Raw genomic sequence first — 25,072 nt, forward strand, 5'->3', positions numbered from 1 at the left:
TTTATCGTCGAGACTTTTAATTGAATAAAGTCAGTCCATAAAATTTGCTAAAATATACGAATAGCAAACAGATTGATTTTTATATGGCTTATCAACTTATTCCACTCTCGATTCAGGCCACTGATAATATTGCCTGTCCACATTGTCAGCACAACGTGATTGATTGGGCAGAAGAGCAATATGTGCAACCTTGTGAGCATACCCTGTTTATTGCCATGGATATCGGCTTTGAATATATGACCGATGAATTCGAGCACAGCATGCCGCGTTCTGTAGATGATCTGCATGCCAATGATGATCAGGTGAATATGCTGGATGAAATCACCCAGGCGACTTATCCAGATTATCTGATCTATAAGTCTGATCTGGGCATAGATGGGTATTTCCGCTATGTGGGTTTTACTGCATAAATTATCATTAATAAAAAAGCGCCAATCGGCGCTTTTTTATATGGAAAAATTAACTTTCTATTTCTTCTTCGATTTCATCATCCGTGGTATCCATACCCAGTTCTTTAAGCTTGCGCGTTAAAGTATTGCGACCCCAACCTAAAAGTTCTGCGGCATGACGTTTACGGCCACGGGTTTGTTGCAAGGCTGCATTAATCAAGGTGCGTTCAAACATCGGCGTCGCAACATCCAGAAGTTTCATTTCACCGTTTTTGAGTTTCTGCATCGCCCATTGACCCAGTAATTTATCCCAGTGATGCGGTGCGATCTGGTTCAGCGTTGGAATTGGCGCGCCCGGATCCTGCTGATGAATTGGAATCTGTTTTAGTTCAGGTGGCAAGTCTTCAGGATAGACTTCACGACCTGTGATCATGACAGTCAGCCAGCGACAGGTATTTTCAAGTTGACGTACGTTACCTTGCCACGGCAATTTTTGCATATATTCCTGGGTTTCAGGACGCAAAATCTTTGGATTGACCCCAAGTTCCTTTCCGGCACGCGCCAGAAAATGCTGCGCCAGCATCGGAATATCTTCACTGCGATGTGCCAGTTTTGGAATATGAATACGAATTACATTCAGTCGATGATACAAGTCTTCACGGAAGCGACCCTCATGAACCAGTTTTTCCAGATCCTGATGTGTCGCTGCCACGATACGCACATCGACCTTAACCGGAATATGACCGCCAACTCGGTAAAATTCACCATCTGCGAGTACACGCAGTAAACGGGTCTGGGTCTCAAATGGCATATCGCCAATTTCATCTAAAAACAGCGTGCCGCCATTGGCCTGTTCAAAACGACCCTGACGTTGGGTGTTGGCACCGGTAAATGCCCCTTTTTCATGGCCGAACAGTTCAGTTTCGATCAGGTCTTTTGGAATCGCCGCCATATTGAGCGCAATAAAAGGTTTGGCACTACGTGGTGAATGACGATGCAAGGCATGAGCCACCAGTTCTTTACCCGTACCCGATTCACCATTAATCAATACGGTAATGTGCGATTGAGACAAACGGCCAATGGCTCGGAACACTTCCTGCATGGCAGGTGACTCACCAATAATCTCTGTAGATTGAATCGGCGGGGCAGTCTTTGCGGACTCCTGCTGCTGCAGCTTGGTGATATGTAAAATTGCACGATTTACCAGCGCCAGTGCTTCATCAATATCAAAAGGCTTAGGCAGATATTCAAAAGCACCAGTTTGATAACTGGATACAGCCGATTCTAAGTCTGAATGCGCCGTCATAATAATGACAGGTAGGTCAGGATAACTGTGTTTAACCTTGCCCAGGAAGGTAAGTCCATCAATACCCGGCATGCGGATATCGGTCAAAATCACATCGGGTGCTTCCAGACTCAGTTGGTCTAGTGCAGATTGTGCTTCTTCAAAACTGGTCACATCCAGACCTTCCTCTTTAAAGGTCTTTTCCAGTACCCAGCGCATGGCGCGATCGTCATCAATCACCCATATTTTATTTCGCGACATGATTTGACTCCCAAGGTAAATATAAGCTAAAGACGGTTTTTCCAGCTACCGACTGACACTCGATCATGCCGTTGTGCTGATGAATAATATTTTGAGCAATACTGAGGCCCAGTCCGGTCCCTTTGGCACGGCTGGTGACCAGCGGATAAAACACCGATTCGATAATCTCTTCCGGCACACCTGGGCCATTGTCTTCAATATCAATCCGTACCACAGAGCGGTGAATCACCCCGTTAATAGTAAAAAGACGCTGGATCCGGGTTCTTAAAATCAGTTCCGGTTGATGTTCGACAAAGAATTCCTTGTTTTCGGTCATGGCCTGTACGGCATTGGCGCAAATATTCAAAATGACCTGAATCAATTGGTCACGGTCTGCCAGAACTTCCGGTAAGGACAAGTCGTAATCCCGGATAATCTTGATTTTCTTTTTGGTCTGGTTGGCAATCAGTGAACGTACACGTTCCAATGGTTCATGGACATTGACCAGTTCATAGCTCGGAAGCTGGCGTGAGCCGAGCATGGTATCGGCCAGATTTCTCAGTCGATCCACTTCGCTAATGATAATGTCGGTAAATTCTTTGTATTGTGGATCATTCAAACTACGTGCCAGGAGTTGAGTCGCGCCACGAATGCCACCGAGTGGATTTTTGATTTCATGCGCGACACCGCGAATCAGCTGACGCGCTACCTGATGCTGTTGCAGCAGATTTTCTTCACGAGAGATTTTTAACATGCGATCGCGAGGATTGAGTTCGATGAGCAGTAGCGGATGATAAGGTTTGCCCAGATTTAGCTGAGAAACAGTGTAGTCAACATGAATGTCTTTAAAGTTGACCAGAATAGTGGCTTCGCGGCGTGTATAAGGCTGTCCCGTAGTTAAAGTATTATTCAGGGCTTCTTCGGTATTAAACTCATCTGTCGGGTTTTGCAAAATATTGAGCACGGATGTGCCGCTCGCGCGGAATAAGCTCACATCAAATAAGGCTTCACAGGCAGAATTCAGATAATAAATATTAAGATCGCGGTCTATCAATAAGATACACGTGGTCATATTGTCCACTAAAGCACGATAGTCGATCGGAATAATTTGATCCATTCGCGGGTTTGTTCCTGTATTAAAATGGCGCAATGGCATCTTCATAAAGCAATTTAATCAATTTTAAGTTCTGATTTGATGCAAGATGCACGCCAACTTTTATGACGAGAGATTATTTATTGCGATGAAATGCAGAAATGTGACAGAGCAACACAATTCATCTTAGATATAGCGGATTAAATTGAGGCTGTAAATCTAAAATGATTCATTTTGGTGCATGAGTGGGTATGTTGAATATTTTATGGCAATATTTTAGTGCATGATGCAAAGAGTCAGGTTTTCAACTATTTTTATGATGCGAAAAGACATACAATACGCGCATTCTAGTAGAGCGAAAATTCATGAAGTCCCCCAAAGTCGGTTTTGTATCTTTAGGTTGTCCTAAGGCATTGGTAGATTCTGAACGTATTTTAACCCAGTTAAAGACTGAAGGTTATGACGTCGCTTCGGATTATGACGGTGCTGATTTAGTTGTAGTAAATACCTGTGGTTTCATTGAATCCGCAGTGCAAGAATCGCTAGATGCGATTGGTGAGGCGATGAGCGCGAATGGTCGCGTGATCGTAACAGGTTGTCTAGGTAAAGACGAAGACAAGATTCGCCAAATGCATCCCAATGTCCTGAAAGTGACAGGTGCAGCGGCATATAAAGAAGTTATGGATGCGGTTCATCAATACGTACCTGAGCCGCCAAAACACAATCCATTTATTGATCTGGTTCCAGAGCAAGGCATCCGCCTGACGCCAAAACACTATGCTTATCTGAAAATATCTGAAGGCTGCAACCATCGTTGTACCTTCTGTATTATTCCAAGCATGCGTGGCGATCTGGTTTCACGTCCAGTCGGTTCTGTGCTTGATGAAGCTGCAGCGCTGAAACGTGCCGGTGTAAAAGAAGTACTCGTCATCTCCCAGGATACTTCTGCTTATGGCCTGGACACGAAATACAAGCTGGATTTCTGGAATGGCCAGCCGGTTAAAACCAAATTCTATGACATGTGTGAAGCATTAGGTCAGTTGGGAATCTGGGTGCGTTTGCACTATGTTTACCCGTATCCGCATGTAGATGCAGTAATTGACCTGATGGCACAAGGCAAAATCCTGCCTTATCTGGATATTCCATTCCAGCACGCAAGTCCAAAAATTCTCAAACTAATGAAACGACCTGCGCACAGTGAAAATACACTGGAGCGTTTGAAAATCTGGCGTGAAAAATGTCCTGATCTGGTGCTCCGTTCAACATTTGTGGTGGGCTTCCCGGGTGAAACCGAAGAAGACTTCCAGATGTTACTGGACTGGTTGAAAGAAGCCCAGCTGGATCGTGTGGGATGTTTTACCTATTCGCCAGTTGAAGGTGCGACAGCAAATGATTTGCCAGATCACGTTCTTGAAGAAATTAAACAAGAGCGTTATGAGCGTTTCATGCAGGTTCAGCAAGAAATCTCGGCAGCCAAACTCCAAAAACGTATCGGTCAGACCATGACTGTGCTGGTAGATGACCTGGAAGACGAATTCCCGGTAGCGGTTGCGCGTTCTTATGCAGATGCACCTGAAATTGATGGCAATGTTTTTGTTGAAGATATCGATAAAAGCGTCATTAAGGCAGGGGATTTACTTGAAGTCGAGATTACCGATGCAGATGAATATGATCTGTACGCAAAACTCATTTCAATCAAGTCTGCTTAAGATTTTGAATTAAAAAAATTTAAATTGAATACTTTGGAGTTTGATGATGTTGGATTCTAAAAAGCCACGCTTTGGTCGCATCCTGTTAAAGCTTTCTGGTGAAGCGCTGGCAGGCAATAAAGACATGGGGATCGATGCACAAGTGCTCGATCAGATGTCACTTTCTATTGCGCACCTCGTGGGTTTAGGCGTACAAGTAGGTATTGTTGTGGGTGGTGGTAACCTGTATCGCGGTAGCCAGCTACAAAAAGATGGTCTAGTTGGTCGTGTAACTGGCGACCAGATGGGTATGCTAGCAACAGTCATGAACGGTTTGGCACTTCGCGACGCTTTGGTACGCCGTAATATTAAAACCCGTTTAATGTCTGCATTGCCAATTGGTGCCGTGGTTGAGTCTTACTCAAGCCGTGATGCAATCCGTCACCTCACTCAGGGTGAAGTGTGTGTATTCGTGGCAGGTACAGGTAATCCGTTCTTTACGACAGATACAGCTGCCTGTTTACGTGGTATTGAAATCGAATCAGACTTGATCTTGAAAGCGACCAAAGTTGATGGCGTATATAATAAAGATCCAAGCAAATATGATGATGCGGTTAAATATGACACATTGACTTTTGACCAAGTTCTGGACGAAAAGCTGGGTGTGATGGACTTAACTGCAATCTGTTTATGTCGTGATCACAATGTGCCGCTACAAGTATTCGATATGAATAAATCTGGCGCATTGCTTTCCGTTGTGATGGGTGAAAAAGAAGGGACTCACGTTACCAATTAATGACGTGAGCACCAAAGCACTTTATACTACACGCTAATTTAGTAATAACCTCTTTTCAAGAATTAAGTAAGGAAGATCATATGATTAACGATCTTAAAAAAGACAGCGAAGACCGTATGAACAAAACTCTAGAATCTCTAGAGCATGGTTTTGCAAAAGTTCGTACCGGTCGTGCGCATCCATCAATTTTAAATAACGTGATGGTTTCTTACTATGGTTCAGACGTTCCATTGAACCAGGTGGCAAACGTAGGTGTTGAAGATTCACGTACTTTGTTAATCCAGCCTTTCGAACGTTCAATGGTTTCTGCAATTGATAAAGCGATTCGTGAATCTGATTTGGGTCTAAACCCAATTACAGCAGATGCGATTCGTGTACCGATGGCTGCGTTGACTGAAGAAACGCGTCGTGACATGCAAAAAGTTGCGCGTAATGAAGCAGAAAATGCCAAAGTAGCGATCCGTAACATTCGTCGTGATGTATTGGGCGATATCAAAGCTTTGTTGAAAGAAAAAGAAATTTCTGAAGATGAAGAGCGTCGTGCTGCTGACGAAATCCAGAAAATTACCGACAAATTTGTTGCTGAAGTTGACAAGCGCTTGGCTGCGAAAGAAGCTGAATTGATGAAGGTCTAATTCATCGATGACCGTTGCTGAAGAAAATCCCCGTCTTCCGAAACATGTTGCCATCATCATGGATGGCAACAATCGTTTTGCCAAAAAAAATCAGATGCAAAAAGGTGATGGACACCGTGAAGGAAAAACGGTTCTGGATCCGATTGTTGAACACTGTAAAAAAAGAAATATCCAGGCTTTAACTGTATTTGCCTTTTCAAGTGAAAACTGGAATCGTCCACAGTTTGAAGTTGAATTGCTCATGAAATTGCTGGTTGATACCATTCATGAACAATTGCCCCGCATGGAAAAATTCAATATTGCCTTACGCTTTATCGGTGATCGCAGCCGTTTGTCCCCAGAATTACAGGGACTTATGTTGCATGCCGAAGAAAGGACTGCTAATTTCAATAGTATGACACTCACTATTGCAATCAGTTATGGTGGTATGTGGGATATGGCACAAGCTGCACAGCGAATTGCTAGCGATGTTTTAACAAATAAATTAGATCTTGATGCAATTAATACTGATGTATTTGGTCAATATGTCAGCCTCGGTGATTTACCTGCAGTTGATCTGCTGATTCGTACGGGTGGAGATTTCCGTCTTTCGAATTTCCTGTTATGGCAGGCAGCCTATGCAGAGCTTTATTTCACTGAGACGCTATGGCCAGAATTTACCGTTGAAGAACTTGATGATGCACTTGCCGTATTTGGTGGGCGTGAACGTCGTTTTGGTAAAACATCAGAACAGATTCATCAGGAAAAACTTGAGAATTAATACATGTTTGAGCGGATTATAACCGCATTGGTGTTGGTAGCAGTTGTACTGAGCTGTATGTTTGCTACTGAATCACATTATCCAATGTTTGTATTGATGGTTCTTGCTGCTGGGGTGGCCGGTTATGAGTGGTTTAAACTCATGCCGCGAAAATTTAAATATGTCATCAAACCTGTTGCTTGGGGATATGGAGTGCTCACTGCAGCACTTTCAGCTTTGGCATTGTATTTTGCCGAAGTTGCCTTATTGTTATGGGTAGCTTCTATAATTACTTGGTTGCTCAGCATTTACTGGGTTAAAACCTATCCTGAATATGATGGCTGGTACAACGCCAGCCTGCACGGAATCGGCGTAGTTCTGATCTCTGCTGCGGTTACTGCAATTTTCTCTGTCTGGCAAAGTTCACCGTGGTGGCTGATGTACCTGTTTTTACTGGTATGGGGCGCAGATAGTGGTGCGTATTTTGTGGGTCGTAAATTTGGCAAGAAAAAGTTGGCGCCGAATGTTAGTCCTAATAAATCTGTGGAAGGGCTGTATGGTGGTATTGTTACTTCAATGCTGATTGTAACGGCAGTTGCCTTACTTTATCTGGATATGACCTGGCCAGAACTGATTTTATTCCTGATTCTCTCTGTGGTTACAGTATTTAGTTCGGTACTGGGTGACCTGTTTGAATCCATGATCAAACGTCGTGCCGGTATTAAGGATTCAGGTCGAATTTTGCCAGGACATGGCGGAGTACTGGATCGTATTGATTCTTTGCTTGCTGCAGCTCCAATCTTTGCAGCAGGTATGGCTGTTTTAAAACTTATTGGTGTAGATTTATAAATGTCACAAGCAGTTTGTATACTGGGTGCTACAGGTTCCATTGGTCAAAGTACTTTAAAAATCTTGCAGCGACATCCTGAAGCATACTCGGTTTTTGCTGTGACCGCGCAAAGTCGTATCGAGGAGCTGGTTGAAATTTGCCGGCAATACCGTCCTAAAGTGGCGGTGGTGCCGGCTGAAAAAGTAGATGAACTCTCAAAACGACTCCAGCAACATCATTTGGCTAATATTGAAATTCTGCAAGATGAAGCCGGTTTAATTGCTGTGGCTGAACACGCTGATGTTGATATTGTGATGGCAGCAATCGTTGGTGCTGCAGGATTATTGCCGACATTGGCTGCTGTGAAAGCGGGTAAACGCGTACTGTTGGCCAATAAAGAAGCTTTGGTGATGTCGGGTGACATCATGATGCAGGCAGCGCGCGATCATGGGGCATTACTGCTTCCCGTTGACTCTGAACATAACGCGATTTTCCAATGTCTGCCACAGCATTATTTTGAGGCAGAGCGTCATGGCAAGCCCAAACTGGGTGTATCCCAGATTCTGCTGACCGCGTCGGGTGGGCCGTTTCTGAACCATAGCATGCAGCAACTTGAAGAGGTCACACCTGCCCAAGCTTGCAAGCATCCTAACTGGTCCATGGGTCAAAAAATTTCAGTCGATTCTGCTACCTTGATGAATAAAGGTTTAGAATTGATCGAAGCCTGCCATTTGTTTGCAGTTCAAGAACAATTTGTTACAGTTGTTGTGCATCCACAGAGTATTATTCACTCCATGGTTCAATACGTTGATGGTTCGACCTTGGCACAAATGGGTAATCCAGATATGGGCACGCCTATTGCACATGCTTTGGCATGGCCTGAGCGTATTAGTACGCATGTGGCGCCACTGGATCTGTTTATGCATTCACAACTTAATTTTCAAGAACCGGATATGCTCCGTTTCCCTGCATTAAAACTGGCCCGTCAGGCCATGCAGAGTGGCGGAATTGCACCTACGATTTTAAATGCGGCCAATGAAATTGCAGTTGCTGCATTTTTAAATCAACAGATCAGATTTACCCAAATTCCTCAGGTAGTTGAGCATGTCCTAAATCAGATGGACAATCAACCTGCACATGATCTGGAGGCTATCTTGCAAGCAGATCAAATGGCACGAGGTTTATCACAGCAATACGTTGTGAGTAAAGGAAGTTAAGATATGAATGCCTTGTTTATGATTGCCGCAGCAATTCTCTTACTCGGTCCCTTAATTGCGATTCACGAGTTCGGTCACTATATTGTGGCGCGTAAACTGGGCGTTAAAGTATTGGTCTATTCCATTGGATTTGGGCCAACATTATTAAAATGGACCTCGAAAAAATCCGGAATTCAGTATCAATTGTCTGCCTTACCTTTGGGTGGCTACGTCAAGATGCTGGATGAACGTGAGGGTAATGTTGCTGAAGAAGACTTACCCAAAGCTTTTAATCGTCAGCATCCGTGGAAGCGGATTGCCATCGTGGCAGCGGGTCCATTGATCAACTTGATTTTTGCAGTTCTTCTATTCTGGGTGTTATTTTTACCGGCACAAGAACAGCTCAATACCCGTGTGGGTAAAGTTTTACCAAATACGCCTGCTGCCACCGTACAAATGCAGCCGGGTGACAAAATTGTAGCTGTGGATGGTACTCAGGTGGAAACTTGGGAAAAGCTCAGTTATGCCTTGGTGGATCGTGTTGGTGAAACTGGTGTGGTTTCTATTCAGGCAGATCGCGCTGGTGAAAACAAATTGTTCCAGTTGCCGATTCAAAACTATTTAAAAGATCAAAGTCAATCGCCGCTAGAAAGCCTGGGGTTCTTGCCTTATCGGCCAGAAATTCCGGCAGTGATCAGCAAGCTGAGTGAAGATGGTGCAGCCATCCGTCAAGGTTTGAAAGAAGGTGACAAGATTCTGGCCATTGACGGCGTTCAGATGAAAGACTGGTTTGATGTGGTGCAGGTGGTACAGGCATCTCCAGAAAAATTACTGAAAATGGATGTACTACGTGCAAATCAGGTGGTTCAGCTAGAAGTCATGCCACAAGGCAAACGTGACAATATGGGCAATGTGACCGGTATGCTGGGTGTACAAAGTGATCTGGGTAAAATGACCATTCCTGCAGAATATAAACAGACCATTCATTACTCGCCAGGCGAAGCACTGGTAATGGCATTTGATAAAACAGCACATTTATCTTCGATGATTCTGAACTCGATTGTCAAAATGGTACGTGGTCTGATTGGCCTGGATAATTTATCAGGTCCAATTACTATTGCCAAAGTGGCAGGACAAAGCGCAGAAATGGGCTGGGAAACTTTTATTTCCTTTATGGCGCTAATGAGTGTAAGTTTAGGAATATTAAATCTACTGCCTATTCCAATGCTTGATGGCGGACATCTGGTTTACTATTTTGTTGAATTAATTCGTGGTAAACCTGTTTCCGAACAAATACAATTGGTTGGGTTAAAAATTGGTATGGTACTGCTCGGCAGTATGATGCTTCTGGCATTATTTAATGATTTTATGCGTTTATAACAACGTAAATGGAATAAATTAACAGCGGAAAAGACTGGCATGCAGCACACACATTTATTTATGCCTCTGGCACTCGTTAGTGCAATGGCAGTAGCACAACAAGTATATGCAGCAGATGAATTCATTGTACAAGATATAAAATTTGATGGATTAGTACGTTTAACTCCTGACAATGTGTATGGCCTAGTGCCAATTAACAGTGGTGATCGGGTCAATGATCCAATCATTGCCAATGCAATTCGTAGCATGTATGCATCAGGCCTATTTGATGACATTAAAGCCGTGCAGCAAGGCAATACTTTGGTTTTCCAAGTTGTTGAACGCCCGGTCATTTCAAAAATCGAATTGAAAGGCAATAAGTTGATTCCTAAGGAAGCACTTGAGGAAGGCCTGAAAAAAATGGGTCTGGCTGAAGGTGAAGTTCTGAAAAAATCAGCGCTGCAAACTATTGAAACTGAACTTGAACAGCAATACATGCAGCAAGGTCGTTATGATGCCGATATTACGGTCACTACTACGCCTCGACCAAATAACCGTGTTGAATTGCTAATTGATTTTATTGAAGGTAAAGCGGCCAAAGTTTTTGATATCAATATTATCGGGAATACCGTATTTAAAGAATCTGATATCAAGCAGGCCTTTGCAGTAAAAGAAAGTGGCTGGAGTTCAGTCATTTCGCGTAATGACCGTTATGCACGTGAAAAGATGGCGGCAAGTCTTGAAGCTTTGCGTGCCATGTATCTGAATCGCGGTTACATCAACTTTAATATTACCAATTCCAGTCTGAACTTGAGTGAAGATAAAAAGAATGTCTTCATCGAAGTATCTGTGGATGAAGGTGAGCAATTTAAATTTGGTCAAACCAAATATTTAGGTGACGCGCTTTATAAGACTGAAGAATTACAGGCTTTACAAATTTTCAAAGAAGGCGAAATTTATTCGCAGGAAAAAGTCAACGCGGTTAAGCAGTTATTGCAGCGTAAGTATGGTAATGCAGGTTATTACTATGCAGAAGTCAATATTGTTCCTCAAATTAACAACGAAACCAAACTGGTTGATCTAAATTATTATATTAATCCGGGTCAGCAAGTCACGGTGCGACGTATTAATTTCACTGGTAATACGAAAACTGCAGATGAAGTACTACGTCGTGAAATGCGCCAAATGGAAGGTGCACTTGCTAGTAATGAAAAGATTGACCTGTCTAAGGTCCGTCTGGAGCGTACCGGGTTCTTTAAAACTGTCGATATCAAACCTGCACGTATTCCGGGTGCACCAGATCAGGTGGACTTGAATGTTGCCGTTGAAGAGCAGCATTCAGGGACCAGTACTCTTGCAGTTGGTTTCTCACAAAGCGGTGGTGTAACTTTCCAGGCAGGTTTAAGTCAGACCAACTTCCTGGGTACAGGTAATAGTGTTTCAATCGATTTGTCGCGTTCTGAAACCCAAGATTATTATAACTTGAGCGTGATGGACCCGTACTTCACCATTGATGGTGTGCGTCGCGGCTATAACATGTATTACCGTAAAACCAAGCTGGATGATGATTATAACGTCAATAACTATGTGACAGACAGTTTCGGTGGTGGGATTAACTTTGGTTATCCAATTGATGAAAACCAGAGTGTTAGCCTAGGCCTGAACATTGATCAGACCGATGTGACCACTGGTCCATATGTGTCGACTTATGTTGCTGATTATTTGGAACGTAATGGCGGAAAAGAAACAAAAAGTGGTGAGTATTGTCCTCAAGCATTAGTTCCAATTAAAGATTCTGCTGGGAATGTTACTGGTTACCAGCCTTGCCCTAATCCAGTTCCATATGGTCAAGAATTCCAGGGTGATTTTTTGACTTATAACCTTAATTTAGGTTGGTCTTATAATACCTTAAATAGACCGATGTTCCCGACAACGGGTATGTCACATCGTGTCAATGCTGAAATTGCCTTGCCAGGTAGTGATGTCGAGTATCAAAAAGTCACTTATGACGCTCAGGCATTTTTCCCATTAGGCAAAGATTTTGTCCTGCGCGGTTATGGTAAGTTGGGTTATGGTAATGACTTGCCATTCTACAAGAATTTCTATGCAGGTGGTTTTGGTTCGGTTCGTGGTTATGAAAATAGTACATTAGGTCCTAAATATCCAGGTGTATATTTCTCTGATACAGGTCAAACGGATCCTTCTCCTGAGGAAGTAGGTGGTAATGCACTAATTCAATTTGGTACCGAATTAGTGCTTCCAGTACCATTTAAAGGGGATTGGGCACGTCAGGTTCGTCCAGTCATCTTTGCTGAAGGTGCACAAGTGTTTGATACCCAATGTGATGTATCAAATGAAAATATTTTCGTTAATGGCACTTCAGTAAATGGAAAGCAGTACTGTAAAGATAACTTCGGTTTCGATGCAGATAATATGCGCTATAGCGTGGGTGCAGGTTTCACCTGGATCACTATGATTGGACCATTATCACTTAGCTATGCTTATCCGTTGAATAAAAAAGACGGTGATGATACTAAAAACATCCAGTTCGAAATTGGACGTACTTTCTAAAATCGTTTTGACCTAGAAACTAAATTTTGCTCATAAAGCCTGCAGGTTTTGTGAGCAAATTTTTTTGAATGAGTAATAATATGAAAAAAATGATTATGGCAATGAGCCTGGCTTTGGCAAGTGTTGCTCCTTTGACTCAAGCGGCTAGTATGGGGGTAATTGACTTGGAGCGTGTGGTTGAAGGTAGTACTTATCTGAAACAACAAAACACGATATTCCAGCAAAAAATTCAGCCACAAACCACTAAGATTGAGCAACTCAGCAAAGAGCTGGAAACTTTGCAGCAACGTGCTCAATCCAACACTAAGCTCAGTGAGACTGAAAAACAGAAAATGTCTGCGGAATATCAGGCTAAGTTGCAAGAATTGAATCAGTTACAACAGTCTGTACAGACTAATGTTCAAAGCTCGATTCAGCAGATCCGAATTGTATTTGATGCACGTGTAAAGCAAATTGCTGAACAATTGCGTAGAGAAAACAACCTGGATGTAGTTTTAAATAAAAATTCAGCACTTGCTTATGATGCTAAATATGATTTAACTGATAAAATGATTCAAAAGGTTAATGCAATTAAATAATCAATGAATCATCAACAGCTTCAGTTAGCTGATCTCGCTCGCCTGGTTCAGGGCGAGTGCATAGGTCAGACAGATTTACGTTTGAGTGCTTTGGCCAGTCTTGAACAGGCAACTTCACACGATCTGGCATTTGTGAATGCCGATAAATATGTAGAGCAGGCCAATCAAAGTCAGGCAGGTGCTTTAATTGTCACGGCTGAACTAAAACAACAGATAACTTCACATCAAAACTTTATTGTTGTGGCAAATCCCTATCTGGCTTTCGCGATTCTGACGCATGTCTTTGAGAAAAAACATCGCCAGCGCGGCATTGAGAGTACTGCTCAAATTCACCCGTCGGCAGTGATTGCGGAGGATGCTTATATTGGTCATTATGTGGTGATTGGTGAGCATTGTGTGGTGGGTGCGAATACGATTGTTCAGGCGCATGTGCAGATCGATGATGATGTCGAAATCGGTCAGGACTGTTTTATTGACTCACATGTGACCCTCACCGGCGCAGCAAAAATTGGTAATCGGGTGCGTATTCATGCTAATAGCGTGATTGGCAGCGAAGGGTTTGGTTTTGCACCTTATCAAGGTAAATGGCACCGTATTGCGCAATTAGGTTCTGTACGCATTGAGGATGATGTGCGTATTGGGTCAAATTGTAGCGTAGACCGTGGTGCACTGGATGATACGATTTTGCAACATGGTGTTATTATTGATAATCTTGTGCAAATCGCGCATAACGTTAAAATTGGTGCACATACCGCGATTGCTGCAAAAACTGCCGTTGCAGGAAGTGTTTCAATTGGCAAAAACTGTATCATTGGTGGTGCCTCTGCGATTTCTGGACACTTGAATATTGCCGATAATGTGACGTTGACCGGAATGTCAATGGTGACAAATAATATTTCTGAAGCTGGAAAATATTCATCCGGGATTGGTCTGTTTGAAAACCAGAAATGGAAACGTACCGTGGTTCGCCTCAGACAATTAGCAGATGTGCCATTGACCCAGATGATCAAACGACTAGATCATATGCAATCTCAGATTGAGTCCATTGAATCAACATTTAAGTTGCGTAAATAATTATGATGACAGAGTCGAATTTGCCTACATTCACGAAGCCTGAATTGCCAATGAATATTCAAAAGATTCGTGAATATTTGCCCCATCGCTATCCATTTTTATTGGTTGATCGCGTCGTCGAAATTACCGATAATGGCATTGTTGGTTATAAAAACGTCTCAATTAATGAAGAGTTTTTACAAGGCCATTTTCCGAATTATCCAATTATGCCGGGTGTACTGATTGTTGAAGCGCTGGCACAAATCTCTGGAATTCTGGGTTTTGTGATGAATAACGAAGTGCCAAGTGAGGGTTCTTTGTTCCTGTTTGCCGGTGCGGAAAAAGTTAGATTTAAGAAACAGGTGGTTGCTGGTGACCAATTGGTCTTAAAATCTGAATTAGTGATGCAAAAGCGGGGCATTTACAAATATAATTGTATTGCCACTGTAGATGGCGTCGTCGCAACAACCGCGGAAATTATGGTTTCGCATCAAAAAGTCGAGCAGGCATGAGCAATAATCCCCTTATTCATCCAACTGCCATTATTGACCCGTCAGCAGTCATTGCTGCTGATGTAGAAATTGGCCCATATTGTATTATCGGGCCAAATGTCACTATTGGTGCGGGTAGCAAACTTCATTCACACGTAGTGGTGGGTGGCTATACGCGTATAGGTGAATATAATGAAATTTTCCAGTTCGCCAGTGTAGGCGAGGTGTGTCAGGATCTTAAGTATGCCGGTGAAGAAACCTGGCTTGAGATTGGTGATCACAACAAGATTCGTGAGCATTGCAGTCTGCATCGTGGTACGGTTCAGGACCAGAGCCTGACTAAGATCGGTAGTCATAACCTGCTCATGGTCAATACTCATATTGCACATGACTGTATGGTTGGAGATTATAATATCTTTGCCAATAATGTCGGTGTGGCTGGACATGTGCATGTCGGGGATTATGTCGTCATTGGCGGAAACTCGGGCATTCATCAGTTCTGTAAGATTGATTCTTATAGCATGATTGGTGGGGCATCACTGATTCTGAAAGATGTACCGGCCTATGTAATGGTGTCGGGTAATCCTGCGCATGCATTTGCCATGAATATTGAAGGCATGCGTCGTAAAGGCTGGTCGAAGACCGTAATCAGCGGTTTACGTGATGCCTTTAAACTGATTTATAAATCAGGTTTAACGACTCAGGAAGCAATCGAGCAGATCCGTACAGGAATTTTGCCGGAAGTGGCTGAAGTACAGCGTCTCATTGATTCTCTTGAACAGTCGAAGCGCGGTATTGTGCGCTAAAAGTTTAAGATAATAAAAAAGACACCTTATTTAAGGTGTCTTTTTTATTTTGGAAATTTCTATTTTACTTAAGAAATTTTATTTCCTCAGCTTTCGGATAATTCTTCAGTAGCTTTGTTTTGTATTGCGATGCAAGCGTAGTGTTCTTTTCAACATCTTTGCTGATGTTATAAAGTTGATACAGGGCAGTGGAGGCTTTCGCAGAATTTGGGTAACGGTCAACGACAATCAGGTAATTACGTTTCGCTTCATCAAATTTTGGTGGATCAATCGCCAGATTGAATTCCGCTAACCAGAAATAAGCATTGCTGATATAAACGCTATTCGGATTGTTTTTAATAAAGTTTTGCATCGGTGCAATGGCTTTGGCTGCACCGCCATTTTTATAAGCATCTAAAGCCACGGTATAAGCTGCTTTTTCCAGCTCAGCAGGTTGCTGTCCGCTGCTCGCTGTATTGACCTTATTTGTATTTAGGCTGGGTGCAGTATCCTGTGGGTTTTCCTCCGTTGGATTGTCTTCAGCAGGTTCAATTTTTTGCTGCAACAGTTCAAGACGCTGATCGAGATCGGCATAACGATTAGTCAGTTCATTTTTGAGCCGTTCAATCTCATTTTCCTGTTCTTCCATTTTACCGCGCAAAATCCGCAGGTCATTTTCGAGCTGCTGGTTCTTTTGCATGATTTGCCAGCTGGTATTGGTTTGAACTGCTGGAGTTGCACCAGCCGCAATTGCCGCTGGGGTATTTACTGTGGTTTGATTTGTAGCTTGGCTCAAGCCGCGCGATTCAATCGGAATATTGGCAAATAGAGGTGTGGTAAAGAGTGCTGTCACTGCACACAATACGGTCTTTTTAAACATCATAAAATTTCCATAATTCTTTGTGAGATGCGGATCCGCTGCTCATCTTTTCAAAGTAGATCATTCATATACATTGCACACATTAAAAACGGCATTTTTAGAAAATGCAACAAGGTTTTACAAAGATCATGTGAATTTGAGTGTTGATGGATTGATTGTGAAGATCCCTTAAAAATCAGCAGAAATATCAATATTGTTTTTAAAATAATCAAACGGATAGCTTGAAGGATGATTTTAGGAAACAAGGCTTGCAACTTGATTAAAAATCTCTATACTCTGTTTTTGTAATGGTAGCCCTGCTGGTTACTTCGCAATTGTACTCTATGAACCCCGCCAGGACCGGAAGGTAGCAACGGTAATAGAACTATGATGTGCCGGAGCTTTGCTGGTAGGGTTGCCACCATATTCTTATTATTATAATAACAATGCAAATTCGCAGTTTTCTATTCTCAAATATTATTCCTTTTTCAATGTCGTCAAATAGCGCTATCTTATTATTTTAATGATTAAATCATCATTATCTTTTGCCGTGCTTTATTTTATTTTGCAGCTAATATTGAATTAAATATCCAATATGTTTATACGTGTATTAAGGCTTTCAAAGAATATAAGACTTAGTCTTCTGCTTTACGGTTAATCGCCTTGATAATCGCATCCATTTCAAAACCACGATACATTAAAAAACGGATCTGTTTGGCTTTGAGCTTGGGGTCTTTAGTAACTTCAGTCCCATATTTTTTGACTTTTAGTTCATAGGCTTGCTGCACCCAATCAGTTTCCTTGAGTTCTTCTGAAATCAGAGCAGTATCAATCTTTTTGCTCTTGAGTTTCATTTTAATTTGATTGGGACCTTTGCCTTTACGCGTTTGACTCGACAACATGGTTTCCGCCACACGCTGATCACTTTGATAGTTCTCACGGGACAGCTCTTCCACTAAGGTAATGACTTCATCACGATGCTCTGCATAAAGGCTTAATTTCTCGATCAGTTCGGCTTTGGAATATTCCTTGCGCGTCAGTACGGCAAAGGCATAAGAACGTAAGCGTGAGCCTGTCAGTCCCGGTTTCTTCTCATCCTGAGTTGGGGTAGAGGAAAACAAACGTTCTTCAGGATCAAATTCAGGAGCGTCTTGGATCGCACTTTTTGCAGGTTGAGCTTGATCTTCAGTATCACCAAATTGCTGTTTTAAAGTTTCATAATCGAGCAGTTTGCTGAATTTCGCGTCTGACATGATTCTCTCGGATTTTAGATTCCCTATATAATAACAAAACGCCCCGGAGGGCGCTGTGTATTGACGTTTAAAGATGATGCATCTAATAAGATCATGCATCTAAAAAGTCAGGTTCTTCCTTGCTATCGTCTTCTTCAACAACCACTGCTTTAGTCAGAAGCTGGTCACGAATCAGTTTTTCAATCGTCTGAGCCATTTCTTTATGCTCTTCCAGATAACGGATGGTGTTGTTCTTACCCTGGCCAATTTTGTCGCCTTGATAAGAATACCACGCACCAGCTTTCTGTACGATTTCTTGCTGTACAGCAAGGTCGATCAATTCACCTAGATGGTTAACACCTTTGCCATAAAGAATCTGGAATAAAGCTTCTTTAAACGGAGGCGCCATTTTGTTTTTCACGACTTTGACTTTGGTTTCAGAACCAACAATCTCGTCACCTTCTTTCACTTGGCCAATACGACGGATGTCCAAGCGAACAGAGGCATAGAATTTCAGTGCATTACCACCGGTTGTGGTTTCCGGACTACCAAACATGACGCCAATCTTCATACGAATCTGGTTAATGAAGATCACCATACAGTTTGAGCGTTTGGCATTACCGGTAATTTTACGCAGTGCCTGGCTCATCAAACGGGCTTGCAGACCCATATGCGAGTCACCCATTTCGCCTTCAATTTCGGCACGTGGTGTCAATGCAGCAACAGAATCGACAACGATCATGTCGATCGCGCCAGAACGTACCAGCATGTCTGCAATTTCAAGTGCCTGTTCACCGTGATCCGGTTGCGATACCAGCAGATTGTCGATATCTACGCCAAGTTTGCGCGCATATTGGGGATCAAGTGCGTGTTCCGCATCGATAAATGCACACGTACCGCCTGCTTTCTGACACTCTGCAATTGCTTGCAATGTCATTGTGGTTTTACCTGAAGATTCAGGACCATAGATCTCGACGATACGACCTTTTGGTAAACCACCAATACCGAGCGCGATATCCAGCGTTAAAGAACCTGTAGACACGGCTTCAACTGCCTGAACGGTATTGTCACCAAGACGCATAACTGTATTTTTACCAAACTGTTTTTCAATCTGGCTTAAGGCAGCGTTGAGCGCCTTGTTTTTATTCTCATCCATCTTACAACCTCAATACGATGTCACTAAGTTAGTACTCAAGTGGATGTCTTAAATTAGAGCTTTGTTCCACAGGTGTATAGTGACAGAATTTTCCCTAGTGTTCTATAAAAGTCAGCGCATGTACGACATATTCTGACGCTTAAATTTAATCGTCATTATAGGACCATGACTGATCGAAATTCTGACTATTTTCATTTTTAAATCTACTGATATCACGACGATCTTTCTTGCTTGGACGATGGTCGGGACGAGCTAGATTATGCAACTTTCTTTGTGACGTAATCAATTCCCGGCGCGCAATACTGACTTCGGTTTCTTCATACAGTTTTTGTGCCACGGGTGCAGGGCCACGAACATCAGAAAGTTCCTTAACCAGCACGGTTTTTTTGTCGATGCCTTGCTGAATCGTCAGTTCCATACCAACACGGACTTCGCGCGATACCTTGACACGTTCACCATTGTGATGGACTTTGCCACCTTCAATCGCATGTTTGGCAATCGAGCGGGTTTTAAAAAACCGTGCTGCCCACAGCCATTTGTCTATACGCATGCCTACCGCATCTTCGGGTAAAGACGATTTACGCATATTTTTTTTCTACCTCAGCCTGATTTAAATGAGTGATTAAATCTGTTAATTGGTGCAGCATCGGGTAATTACAAGTCTGGCGTGCTACTTTGGCTGAAGAGGGTTGCTGGATGCTGAACAGGTTCTGAATACCATAGGTTTGGGCCCCATTCAGGACTTTTTCAGTATCATCAATAAAATAAGCATGTGCAGGATCAAATGGATGCAGTGAATTCAGGCCTTGCCAGAATTCGACAAATTCTTTGGCATGCCCAATCGTTTCTGAGCTGACAATCACATCGAAATAATCTCTTAAATTCAACTGATCCAGTTTAAAGGCTAGACCTGCGCAGTCAGCATTGGTGGCCAGCCAGATTGGATAGCCATTATTTTTAAGATAATCGAGTAATTCAAGACAATGAGGGCGCAAGGCGACTTTATCTTTATGTTCAATTTGCATCGCCAGAACATCGACTTCGACTTTAGCCGTCCAGAAGCGTGAAGAGTACCAGTTTAAGGTATGATTATGTTCCTGATAGAATGCATAGAGTGTCGCCTGGCTGTGTTCCAGGCTACAGCCATGTGTGGCAGCATAACGCACAGGCAATAACTCGTTCCAGATGAAATCGTCGTAGGCAAGATCAAGTAAAGTGCCATCCATATCGAAAATTATGGTAGGTTTTTCAGAGCATTTTGACATATTTAGGTTTTCTATGTTTAAAGCAACAGCAGCACCACAAGATCCAATGATTTTGCAGTTTGTGCCCATTTTGACACAAGCCTGTGAAATTTTGCGAGAAGAATATCAGCGTTATTGTTCTGGTGCAGCTTTTGATGTCATCAAAAAAAATGATAATTCTCCGGTGACTCAGGCAGATTTTCGGGTTAATACTTATCTGACCCAAGCTTTGGCAGAGATTTCCAGCTTGCCTTTACTGTCTGAAGAAGGACAGGAACATGAACGCCGCTCATGGTCAGAATTCTGGTTACTGGATCCGTTAGATGGCACTAAAGAGTTTTTGCACCAGCGCCCCGAATTTACCATTAATTTGAGTCTGGTCAGAGGCAGTTTGACCACTTTTGCCATATTGGCGGTTCCAGAGCAGCAACTGATTTATTTCTGTCCTGAGCAGGGCTTGCCTTATAAATATGATATTCAAACTAGAACATGGTTTGCTTATGCAATGTCTTCGACATCTAAAATGATTGCTGTGGGACTGAGCCAAAGTAGCCAGCAGAAACCAAAATATCTGGAGTATTTGCAAAGTTTGGCCAAGCTCACGCAATACACTGAATTTAAAGCGGGCAGTGCCTATAAATTTTGCATGATGCTAGAAGATCAGGTGGATATCTATCCACGTTTTCATCCGACCTCGGAATGGGATACCAGCGCTGGTCAATGTATGCTCGAACGGATTGGTGGTGGTCTGGTCGATTTAGAAGGCCGTCCATTTATTTATAATCATCGGGATACTTTGCTGAATGGCGGATTCATTGCTTATAAGAATAATGATATGAAAATTATTGCATTGCAGGCGGTTTCTGACATGCAGGCCGAGCATTGAGCAAAATTCTGAGCGTGTTATAGTGGTGCTTAACCTATTACCAATCCAGAGTTGGCTGTAACGTGTCCCTGAAACTGCTTCCACCGAGTATGTTGAGTGCAATTGATTTATTGCCCGATGTACAAACGCCTGTCACCTTATTCACACGGCATTCGATTCGTGAGGAGGTTCCGGGGCAGGGTTTGGCAGGCTATGATCTGCAACTGACCAATCAGGGGCGGGATCTGGCGCAGGAATGGGGTGCTTATCTGGCTGATCAAACCGATCGTGTGATTCATCACTGTATTTCAAGTCCGATTCAGCGTTGTATTGATACCGCTGCATTGATGATTGAGGGGGCAGATGCGGTTACCCCTGAGCAGAATACCCATCGTATTGAAATTATTGAACAGGGACTTCTAGTGGAGCCTGGCAGCTTTGTGCTGGATATTCAAAAAGCAGGGCCTTATTTTGCCAAGCAAGGTGCGCTCGGTTTTATTAACAGTTTTGTCAATAATGCCTTGCCGGGGATGAAACAGCCGATTCATGGCGTAGTGGATGTACTAGAACTGATTTACAACACCCATCCACAAAATAAATATGGGCTAAGTTTGGCCGTTAGTCACGACACCATTTTGGCAGCGATGATTGCAGTGATGTCAGGGCGTCAGGATGTCAGTCGGGAAGACTGGCCAAAAATGATGGAAGGTCTGTTTGTCTGGTTTGAAGGTGATGTATTCCTGGAATCCAAACTGAAATGGATCTGGCGCGGACAGGTACACGAACTGGATATTGCCGATTTTAAACGTTCCCAACTTTCTTAAATCAAGTTGATCTATTCAAAACTCAATTGTTCGAAGCAATTGAGTTTTTTTATTGGGGAGTTAAAAATTATAAAAAGGATGTGGCCTTTCATATTGATCATTCAATAAAAGTCAGGCTAAAACGATAAAAATAAATTCTAAACTGCTTCTTTTACATTTATAGGGTGAAAATTCAATAATGTAAGTATAAAAATTATCTATGCTTAATAAATATAGAAATATTCATCTTGAGGAAAAACTATGAAAATTATCACAATTTTTAGCCTGATCGCGATTCTGGGTTTAACCGCATGTCAAAAGCGGGACACTGACAATACGAAACAGGATAAGACTACTTCGCCATCCTCTATGGATAAAGATCAATAATCTAAAAAGGGAGGTGCGACTTATTTTTTTATCTCATCGTATTGGCAGGATGAGGGGCATCTAAACGGATTGTTTTTCTGATTTCTTGAAATTTCAGGCACAAAAAAAGCCCTAAAAAAGGGCTTTTTTCATTTGCGATTAGTTAGAAGCTAATGCTTTAACTTGCGCGTTCAAGCGGCTCTTATGACGAGCTGCTTTGTTTTTATGGATGATGCCTTTGTCAGCCATACGGTCGATTACTGGAACAAGCGATTTGTACGCTTCAGTAGCAACAGCATAGTCATTAGTGCTGATAGCAGCTAATGTACGTTTAAGATAGGTACGAACCATAGAACGCAAGCTTGCGTTGTGTTTGCGTGCTTTAACGTTTTGACGAGCACGTTTTTTAGCTTGAGCAGAGTTTGCCACTCGTGCACTCCTTGAAATAGATTGGTCTGGGCGGGCTGAAACTCAACTGAAAACCAACATCAGAGGAATTATCACCAGCCCGTAAACAAGTGCCATATTTTGATTAAACTAAGCACCGAAGTCAAGTCTTGACATGCTTTGACAACATTTTAGATGCAGAAAAATTCTAAAGAAAACGTTAGATTAGTATTCCACCTAGGAGATCGTATAAAAAATGACTAAATCACTGACTCATCCCATCGTGATAGGTGCCACCGGCTTGGTGGGAAAACAACTGATAAAACGTTTGCAAGATGAGCCGACTTGCCAGCAGATTACTGCAGTGGTCAGAAAACATCAAAATGATCTGGATGCTTTGGATAAAGTTCAACAACTGGTACTGGAAGATTTCCTGATGTTGAATGATCAGGATGTCAGCAAGCATAGCCATGGTTTTAGCTGCCTGGGCAGCACCATGAAAAAGGCCGGATCCAAACAGGCATTTTATAGTATTGACTATACCATAAATGCTCACTTTGCAGAGCTGTTACAACAAACTTCAGCGCATTACCTGTTGCTGAGTGCAATGGGTGCCGATTCCCAATCGCATTTTTACTATAATCGGGTCAAAGGTGAGCTGGAAGAATATGTACAAACATTGACTCTGGACAGAATCAGCCTGATTCGACCTTCATTGCTCATTGGTGAACGTCCAGAGCAGCGTTTTTTGGAAGATATCGCGCAGCAGGTTTACCACAAAGTATCGCGTTTTATTCCAGATAGTTTTGCCTATAAGCCAGTGACAGCCGATCAGGTGGCTCATACTATGGTCGAGGCCGCGCTAACTCAGACGGTAAAATTTGAAATTTATGATAATTTACGCATACAAAAAATGAAATGAGGGGAAAACACCGTGTCTACAGCAGCATTTGTCACCTGTGACTTGTTAGATGATCATCCAGAACTAGAGCTTCAGGTAGTGACACCTTGCCTGGACGGTAAATTTTTCAAGAGTTATGGGGCGCGCAAAACCTTTGGCGGTCAGATTGTGACAGTAAAATGTTTTGAAGATAACTCACGGGTCAAAGAATTATTGGCCACAGATGGAACAGGCAAGGTCTTGGTCGTAGATGGCGGTGCATCGATGCGTTGTGCCTTGATGGGTGACCTGATTGCAGAATCAGCAGTCAAAAATCACTGGAATGGTGTAATTATTTACGGTTGCGTCCGTGATGTCGATGCGATTGCTGAACTTGATCTTGGGGTGCATGCATTGGCGGCTATTCCACAAAAGAGTAATCGCAAGGGTGTGGGTGAAGTTGATATCTCTCTCTGTTTTGGTGGTGTCACGTTTAATGCAGGCGAGTATGTCTATGCAGACAATAATGGTATTGTGGTGTCTAAAACAGCATTAGTGGCTTAATCGGCCGGAATCTGCATTTCTGCATGAAAGAATAACAACAAAACTTATCTGTACCCTGAAAGACAGGATGCCTAGATTCTGTCTTTCATTCATATAAAACAAAAATAGGAAAATACTATGTTGAGTCATCAAATTAAAGTTGTACAAGCTTTGGCCTCTTCAATCGCTGAAGGTGGACGTGGGATGGTGGGTACACCGTTTCCAAATCAGCCTGAAAAAGCCTTGAAGCTCTATGAATACGAGGGTTCACCATTTTGTCGTCGGGTGCGTGAAGTCATGACCTTGCTAAATCTGGATTATGAAGTTTATCCATGTCCACGAGGGGGTACTCATTTCCGTCCTGAGGTGCAGCAATTGGGTGGAAAACTGCAATTTCCTTTTTTAGTTGATGAAAATACCGGTGATCGACTCTATGAGTCTCAGGATATTATCGATCATCTGTTCAAGCATTATGGCAAAACTGGCAAAACTCCCAAGAAATATGCTCACTATCCTAAAATTCCAGTGGCTGCAATTGCGGGAACCGTCCTCAATGGTTTACGCGGCGGAATGGTGAATCCCAAGATTAAGGATCGGCCAACACCTGAACTGTTATTAGAATTATGGGGCTTTGAGGCCAGTCCTTATACCCGAATTGTACGCGCCGTTTTGAGTGAACTGGAAGTGCCGTTTGTTTTTCATAATGTCGCTAAAGAGCGCTGGCAAGATTATGGACCGGCCAAATTGCGTTTAAAACCGGGAAAATATGAACCACTACCAGGCGGTAAGCGTGAACATTTGTTTGAAATGATGGGAAATAATATTCAGCTTCCCTATCTGGTCGATCCAAATACAGATACCAAAATGTTTGAATCGGCTGAGATTGTGAAATATTTAAAACAGCAATACGGTACTGCTTAAAGTAGACAGCTCGTATAACTTCAAAAGATTTTCTATCTTGAACTGCCATCTGCTAAACAGATGGCATTTTTTATGTCTATGATATGGAA

Annotated in this window: 27 protein-coding genes and 1 other RNA gene; 20 read left to right on the forward strand and 8 right to left on the reverse strand. The window is 42.6% G+C overall.

Going from position 1 to position 25,072, the window contains the following annotated elements:
* Positions 1-83: 83 nt before the first annotated feature.
* Positions 84-410, forward strand: coding sequence for a hypothetical protein (locus G4D73_RS01210; RefSeq protein WP_005100855.1), 327 nt, complete (start codon positions 84-86; stop codon positions 408-410).
* Positions 411-459: 49 nt separating this feature from the next.
* Here G4D73_RS01210 and glnG read toward each other — a convergent pair whose 3' ends face one another.
* Both glnG and glnL read right to left on the reverse strand, forming a co-directional pair.
* Entirely contained in the window at positions 460-1,935 is a 1,476-nt protein-coding gene (gene glnG / locus G4D73_RS01215) for a nitrogen regulation protein NR(I) (RefSeq protein WP_213687177.1), read from the reverse strand.
* Positions 1,922-3,031, reverse strand: a complete 1,110-nt coding sequence (gene glnL / locus G4D73_RS01220) for a nitrogen regulation protein NR(II) (RefSeq protein WP_004646711.1) — start codon at positions 3,029-3,031, stop codon at positions 1,922-1,924. Before glnL ends, glnG begins: the two co-directional genes overlap by 14 nt.
* Before the next feature lie 341 nt (positions 3,032-3,372).
* Here glnL and rimO point away from each other — a divergent pair, with 341 nt between their 5' ends.
* From rimO to lpxA, 12 genes are all read left to right on the forward strand, one after another.
* Positions 3,373-4,716, forward strand: coding sequence for a 30S ribosomal protein S12 methylthiotransferase RimO (rimO, locus tag G4D73_RS01225; RefSeq protein ID WP_213687178.1), 1,344 nt, complete (start codon positions 3,373-3,375; stop codon positions 4,714-4,716).
* Between the two features lie 46 nt (positions 4,717-4,762).
* Positions 4,763-5,491, forward strand: coding sequence for a UMP kinase (gene pyrH / locus G4D73_RS01230; protein WP_004279886.1), 729 nt, complete (start codon positions 4,763-4,765; stop codon positions 5,489-5,491).
* An 80-nt stretch (positions 5,492-5,571) separates the two neighbouring features.
* Positions 5,572-6,126, forward strand: coding sequence for a ribosome recycling factor (frr, locus tag G4D73_RS01235; protein ID WP_004279885.1), 555 nt, complete (start codon positions 5,572-5,574; stop codon positions 6,124-6,126).
* Positions 6,127-6,133: 7 nt separating this feature from the next.
* On the forward strand, positions 6,134-6,886 hold the full coding sequence (gene uppS, locus G4D73_RS01240) for a polyprenyl diphosphate synthase (RefSeq protein ID WP_004646714.1): 753 nt from the start codon (positions 6,134-6,136) through the stop codon (positions 6,884-6,886).
* Between the two features lie 3 nt (positions 6,887-6,889).
* Positions 6,890-7,714, forward strand: coding sequence for a phosphatidate cytidylyltransferase (locus G4D73_RS01245; protein ID WP_004646715.1), 825 nt, complete (start codon positions 6,890-6,892; stop codon positions 7,712-7,714).
* Positions 7,715-8,911, forward strand: a complete 1,197-nt coding sequence (gene ispC, locus G4D73_RS01250) for a 1-deoxy-D-xylulose-5-phosphate reductoisomerase (protein ID WP_213687179.1) — start codon at positions 7,715-7,717, stop codon at positions 8,909-8,911.
* A 3-nt stretch (positions 8,912-8,914) separates the two neighbouring features.
* Positions 8,915-10,270 carry an RIP metalloprotease RseP gene (gene rseP, locus G4D73_RS01255; RefSeq protein WP_213687180.1) on the forward strand — a complete coding sequence of 452 codons (1,356 nt, stop codon included), beginning with the start codon at positions 8,915-8,917 and terminating at the stop codon, positions 10,268-10,270.
* Between the two features lie 39 nt (positions 10,271-10,309).
* Positions 10,310-12,820, forward strand: a complete 2,511-nt coding sequence (bamA, locus tag G4D73_RS01260) for an outer membrane protein assembly factor BamA (RefSeq protein WP_213687181.1) — start codon at positions 10,310-10,312, stop codon at positions 12,818-12,820.
* An 80-nt stretch (positions 12,821-12,900) separates the two neighbouring features.
* Positions 12,901-13,398, forward strand: a complete 498-nt coding sequence (locus tag G4D73_RS01265) for an OmpH family outer membrane protein (RefSeq protein ID WP_213687182.1) — start codon at positions 12,901-12,903, stop codon at positions 13,396-13,398.
* A gap of 3 nt (positions 13,399-13,401) precedes the next feature.
* A complete protein-coding gene (gene lpxD, locus G4D73_RS01270) occupies positions 13,402-14,472 on the forward strand; it encodes a UDP-3-O-(3-hydroxymyristoyl)glucosamine N-acyltransferase (RefSeq protein ID WP_213687183.1) in 1,071 nt (356 codons plus the stop codon).
* Between the two features lie 5 nt (positions 14,473-14,477).
* Positions 14,478-14,963 carry a 3-hydroxyacyl-ACP dehydratase FabZ gene (fabZ, locus tag G4D73_RS01275; RefSeq protein WP_026055766.1) on the forward strand — a complete coding sequence of 162 codons (486 nt, stop codon included), beginning with the start codon at positions 14,478-14,480 and terminating at the stop codon, positions 14,961-14,963.
* Positions 14,960-15,748 (forward strand): acyl-ACP--UDP-N-acetylglucosamine O-acyltransferase, encoded by a 789-nt coding sequence (lpxA, locus tag G4D73_RS01280; RefSeq protein WP_004279876.1) that lies wholly within the window; start codon positions 14,960-14,962, stop codon positions 15,746-15,748. Before fabZ ends, lpxA begins: the two co-directional genes overlap by 4 nt.
* A gap of 64 nt (positions 15,749-15,812) precedes the next feature.
* Here lpxA and G4D73_RS01285 read toward each other — a convergent pair whose 3' ends face one another.
* Positions 15,813-16,610: a YbgF trimerization domain-containing protein gene (locus tag G4D73_RS01285; RefSeq protein ID WP_213687184.1), complete on the reverse strand. Its 798-nt coding sequence runs from the start codon at positions 16,608-16,610 to the stop codon at positions 15,813-15,815.
* 294 nt (positions 16,611-16,904) lie between these two features.
* On the opposite strand from G4D73_RS01285, the gene ffs reads away from it, so the two are divergent.
* Positions 16,905-17,001: signal recognition particle sRNA small type (gene ffs / locus G4D73_RS01290), an RNA gene on the forward strand.
* Between the two features lie 220 nt (positions 17,002-17,221).
* On the opposite strand, the gene G4D73_RS01295 is transcribed toward ffs, so the two are convergent.
* The 4 genes from G4D73_RS01295 to G4D73_RS01310 all read right to left on the reverse strand — a co-directional run bounded on the left by G4D73_RS01295 (position 17,222) and on the right by G4D73_RS01310 (position 20,239).
* On the reverse strand, positions 17,222-17,839 hold the full coding sequence (locus G4D73_RS01295; protein ID WP_213687185.1) for a regulatory protein RecX: 618 nt from the start codon (positions 17,837-17,839) through the stop codon (positions 17,222-17,224).
* 91 nt (positions 17,840-17,930) lie between these two features.
* Positions 17,931-18,974, reverse strand: a complete 1,044-nt coding sequence (gene recA, locus G4D73_RS01300; protein ID WP_004279873.1) for a recombinase RecA — start codon at positions 18,972-18,974, stop codon at positions 17,931-17,933.
* Positions 18,975-19,119: 145 nt separating this feature from the next.
* Complete coding sequence (locus G4D73_RS01305; protein WP_004646726.1) at positions 19,120-19,560, reverse strand: RNA-binding S4 domain-containing protein; 441 nt, start codon at positions 19,558-19,560, stop codon at positions 19,120-19,122.
* Positions 19,553-20,239 carry an HAD-IA family hydrolase gene (locus G4D73_RS01310; protein ID WP_213687186.1) on the reverse strand — a complete coding sequence of 229 codons (687 nt, stop codon included), beginning with the start codon at positions 20,237-20,239 and terminating at the stop codon, positions 19,553-19,555. The genes G4D73_RS01305 and G4D73_RS01310 overlap by 8 nt, the downstream gene beginning before the upstream one ends.
* 13 nt (positions 20,240-20,252) lie before the next feature.
* On the opposite strand from G4D73_RS01310, the gene G4D73_RS01315 reads away from it, so the two are divergent.
* The 3 genes from G4D73_RS01315 to G4D73_RS15585 all read left to right on the forward strand — a co-directional run bounded on the left by G4D73_RS01315 (position 20,253) and on the right by G4D73_RS15585 (position 22,273).
* Positions 20,253-21,104 (forward strand): 3'(2'),5'-bisphosphate nucleotidase CysQ family protein, encoded by an 852-nt coding sequence (locus tag G4D73_RS01315; RefSeq protein ID WP_004279870.1) that lies wholly within the window; start codon positions 20,253-20,255, stop codon positions 21,102-21,104.
* A 62-nt stretch (positions 21,105-21,166) separates the two neighbouring features.
* Entirely contained in the window at positions 21,167-21,907 is a 741-nt protein-coding gene (locus G4D73_RS01320; RefSeq protein WP_004279869.1) for a histidine phosphatase family protein, read from the forward strand.
* A gap of 240 nt (positions 21,908-22,147) precedes the next feature.
* On the forward strand, positions 22,148-22,273 hold the full coding sequence (locus tag G4D73_RS15585) for a hypothetical protein (RefSeq protein WP_004729839.1): 126 nt from the start codon (positions 22,148-22,150) through the stop codon (positions 22,271-22,273).
* A gap of 138 nt (positions 22,274-22,411) precedes the next feature.
* On the opposite strand, the gene rpsT is transcribed toward G4D73_RS15585, so the two are convergent.
* Positions 22,412-22,681: a 30S ribosomal protein S20 gene (gene rpsT / locus G4D73_RS01325; RefSeq protein ID WP_004279868.1), complete on the reverse strand. Its 270-nt coding sequence runs from the start codon at positions 22,679-22,681 to the stop codon at positions 22,412-22,414.
* Positions 22,682-22,895: 214 nt separating this feature from the next.
* Between rpsT and G4D73_RS01330 the strand changes: the two genes are divergently transcribed.
* The 3 genes from G4D73_RS01330 to G4D73_RS01340 all read left to right on the forward strand — a co-directional run bounded on the left by G4D73_RS01330 (position 22,896) and on the right by G4D73_RS01340 (position 24,983).
* Positions 22,896-23,561 carry an NAD(P)H-binding protein gene (locus G4D73_RS01330; protein ID WP_213687187.1) on the forward strand — a complete coding sequence of 222 codons (666 nt, stop codon included), beginning with the start codon at positions 22,896-22,898 and terminating at the stop codon, positions 23,559-23,561.
* A gap of 12 nt (positions 23,562-23,573) precedes the next feature.
* The gene (rraA, locus tag G4D73_RS01335) at positions 23,574-24,083 is read left to right on the forward strand and encodes a ribonuclease E activity regulator RraA (RefSeq protein WP_004279866.1); all 510 of its coding nucleotides are present in this window, start codon (positions 23,574-23,576) and stop codon (positions 24,081-24,083) included.
* Positions 24,084-24,200: 117 nt separating this feature from the next.
* On the forward strand, positions 24,201-24,983 hold the full coding sequence (locus G4D73_RS01340; protein ID WP_004646733.1) for a glutathione S-transferase N-terminal domain-containing protein: 783 nt from the start codon (positions 24,201-24,203) through the stop codon (positions 24,981-24,983).
* The last annotated feature ends 89 nt before the right edge of the window (positions 24,984-25,072 follow it).

It is taken from the genome of Acinetobacter sp. WY4, from assembly GCF_018438165.1.
Lineage (GTDB): Bacteria > Pseudomonadota > Gammaproteobacteria > Pseudomonadales > Moraxellaceae > Acinetobacter.

What these genes read in the sequence shown, in the direction of transcription:
- lpxA (WP_004279876.1), top strand. Translation starts at nt 14,960, where the DNA reads ATGAGCAATAATCCCCTTATTCATCCAACTGCCATTATTGACCCGTCA.
- glnL (WP_004646711.1), bottom strand. Translation starts at nt 3,031, where the DNA reads ATGGATCAAATTATTCCGATCGACTATCGTGCTTTAGTGGACAATATG.
- bamA (WP_213687181.1), top strand. Translation starts at nt 10,310, where the DNA reads ATGCAGCACACACATTTATTTATGCCTCTGGCACTCGTTAGTGCAATG.
- glnG (WP_213687177.1), bottom strand. Translation starts at nt 1,935, where the DNA reads ATGTCGCGAAATAAAATATGGGTGATTGATGACGATCGCGCCATGCGC.
- G4D73_RS01210 (WP_005100855.1), top strand. Translation starts at nt 84, where the DNA reads ATGGCTTATCAACTTATTCCACTCTCGATTCAGGCCACTGATAATATT.
- ispC (WP_213687179.1), top strand. Translation starts at nt 7,715, where the DNA reads ATGTCACAAGCAGTTTGTATACTGGGTGCTACAGGTTCCATTGGTCAA.
- lpxD (WP_213687183.1), top strand. Translation starts at nt 13,402, where the DNA reads ATGAATCATCAACAGCTTCAGTTAGCTGATCTCGCTCGCCTGGTTCAG.
- rseP (WP_213687180.1), top strand. Translation starts at nt 8,915, where the DNA reads ATGAATGCCTTGTTTATGATTGCCGCAGCAATTCTCTTACTCGGTCCC.
- G4D73_RS01315 (WP_004279870.1), top strand. Translation starts at nt 20,253, where the DNA reads ATGTTTAAAGCAACAGCAGCACCACAAGATCCAATGATTTTGCAGTTT.
- G4D73_RS01245 (WP_004646715.1), top strand. Translation starts at nt 6,890, where the DNA reads ATGTTTGAGCGGATTATAACCGCATTGGTGTTGGTAGCAGTTGTACTG.
- recA (WP_004279873.1), bottom strand. Translation starts at nt 18,974, where the DNA reads ATGGATGAGAATAAAAACAAGGCGCTCAACGCTGCCTTAAGCCAGATT.
- G4D73_RS01330 (WP_213687187.1), top strand. Translation starts at nt 22,896, where the DNA reads ATGACTAAATCACTGACTCATCCCATCGTGATAGGTGCCACCGGCTTG.
- G4D73_RS01285 (WP_213687184.1), bottom strand. Translation starts at nt 16,610, where the DNA reads ATGATGTTTAAAAAGACCGTATTGTGTGCAGTGACAGCACTCTTTACC.
- G4D73_RS01340 (WP_004646733.1), top strand. Translation starts at nt 24,201, where the DNA reads ATGTTGAGTCATCAAATTAAAGTTGTACAAGCTTTGGCCTCTTCAATC.
- G4D73_RS01295 (WP_213687185.1), bottom strand. Translation starts at nt 17,839, where the DNA reads ATGTCAGACGCGAAATTCAGCAAACTGCTCGATTATGAAACTTTAAAA.
- pyrH (WP_004279886.1), top strand. Translation starts at nt 4,763, where the DNA reads ATGTTGGATTCTAAAAAGCCACGCTTTGGTCGCATCCTGTTAAAGCTT.
- G4D73_RS01265 (WP_213687182.1), top strand. Translation starts at nt 12,901, where the DNA reads ATGAAAAAAATGATTATGGCAATGAGCCTGGCTTTGGCAAGTGTTGCT.
- frr (WP_004279885.1), top strand. Translation starts at nt 5,572, where the DNA reads ATGATTAACGATCTTAAAAAAGACAGCGAAGACCGTATGAACAAAACT.
- fabZ (WP_026055766.1), top strand. Translation starts at nt 14,478, where the DNA reads ATGACAGAGTCGAATTTGCCTACATTCACGAAGCCTGAATTGCCAATG.
- G4D73_RS15585 (WP_004729839.1), top strand. Translation starts at nt 22,148, where the DNA reads ATGAAAATTATCACAATTTTTAGCCTGATCGCGATTCTGGGTTTAACC.
- G4D73_RS01305 (WP_004646726.1), bottom strand. Translation starts at nt 19,560, where the DNA reads ATGCGTAAATCGTCTTTACCCGAAGATGCGGTAGGCATGCGTATAGAC.
- G4D73_RS01310 (WP_213687186.1), bottom strand. Translation starts at nt 20,239, where the DNA reads ATGTCAAAATGCTCTGAAAAACCTACCATAATTTTCGATATGGATGGC.
- uppS (WP_004646714.1), top strand. Translation starts at nt 6,134, where the DNA reads ATGACCGTTGCTGAAGAAAATCCCCGTCTTCCGAAACATGTTGCCATC.
- rimO (WP_213687178.1), top strand. Translation starts at nt 3,373, where the DNA reads ATGAAGTCCCCCAAAGTCGGTTTTGTATCTTTAGGTTGTCCTAAGGCA.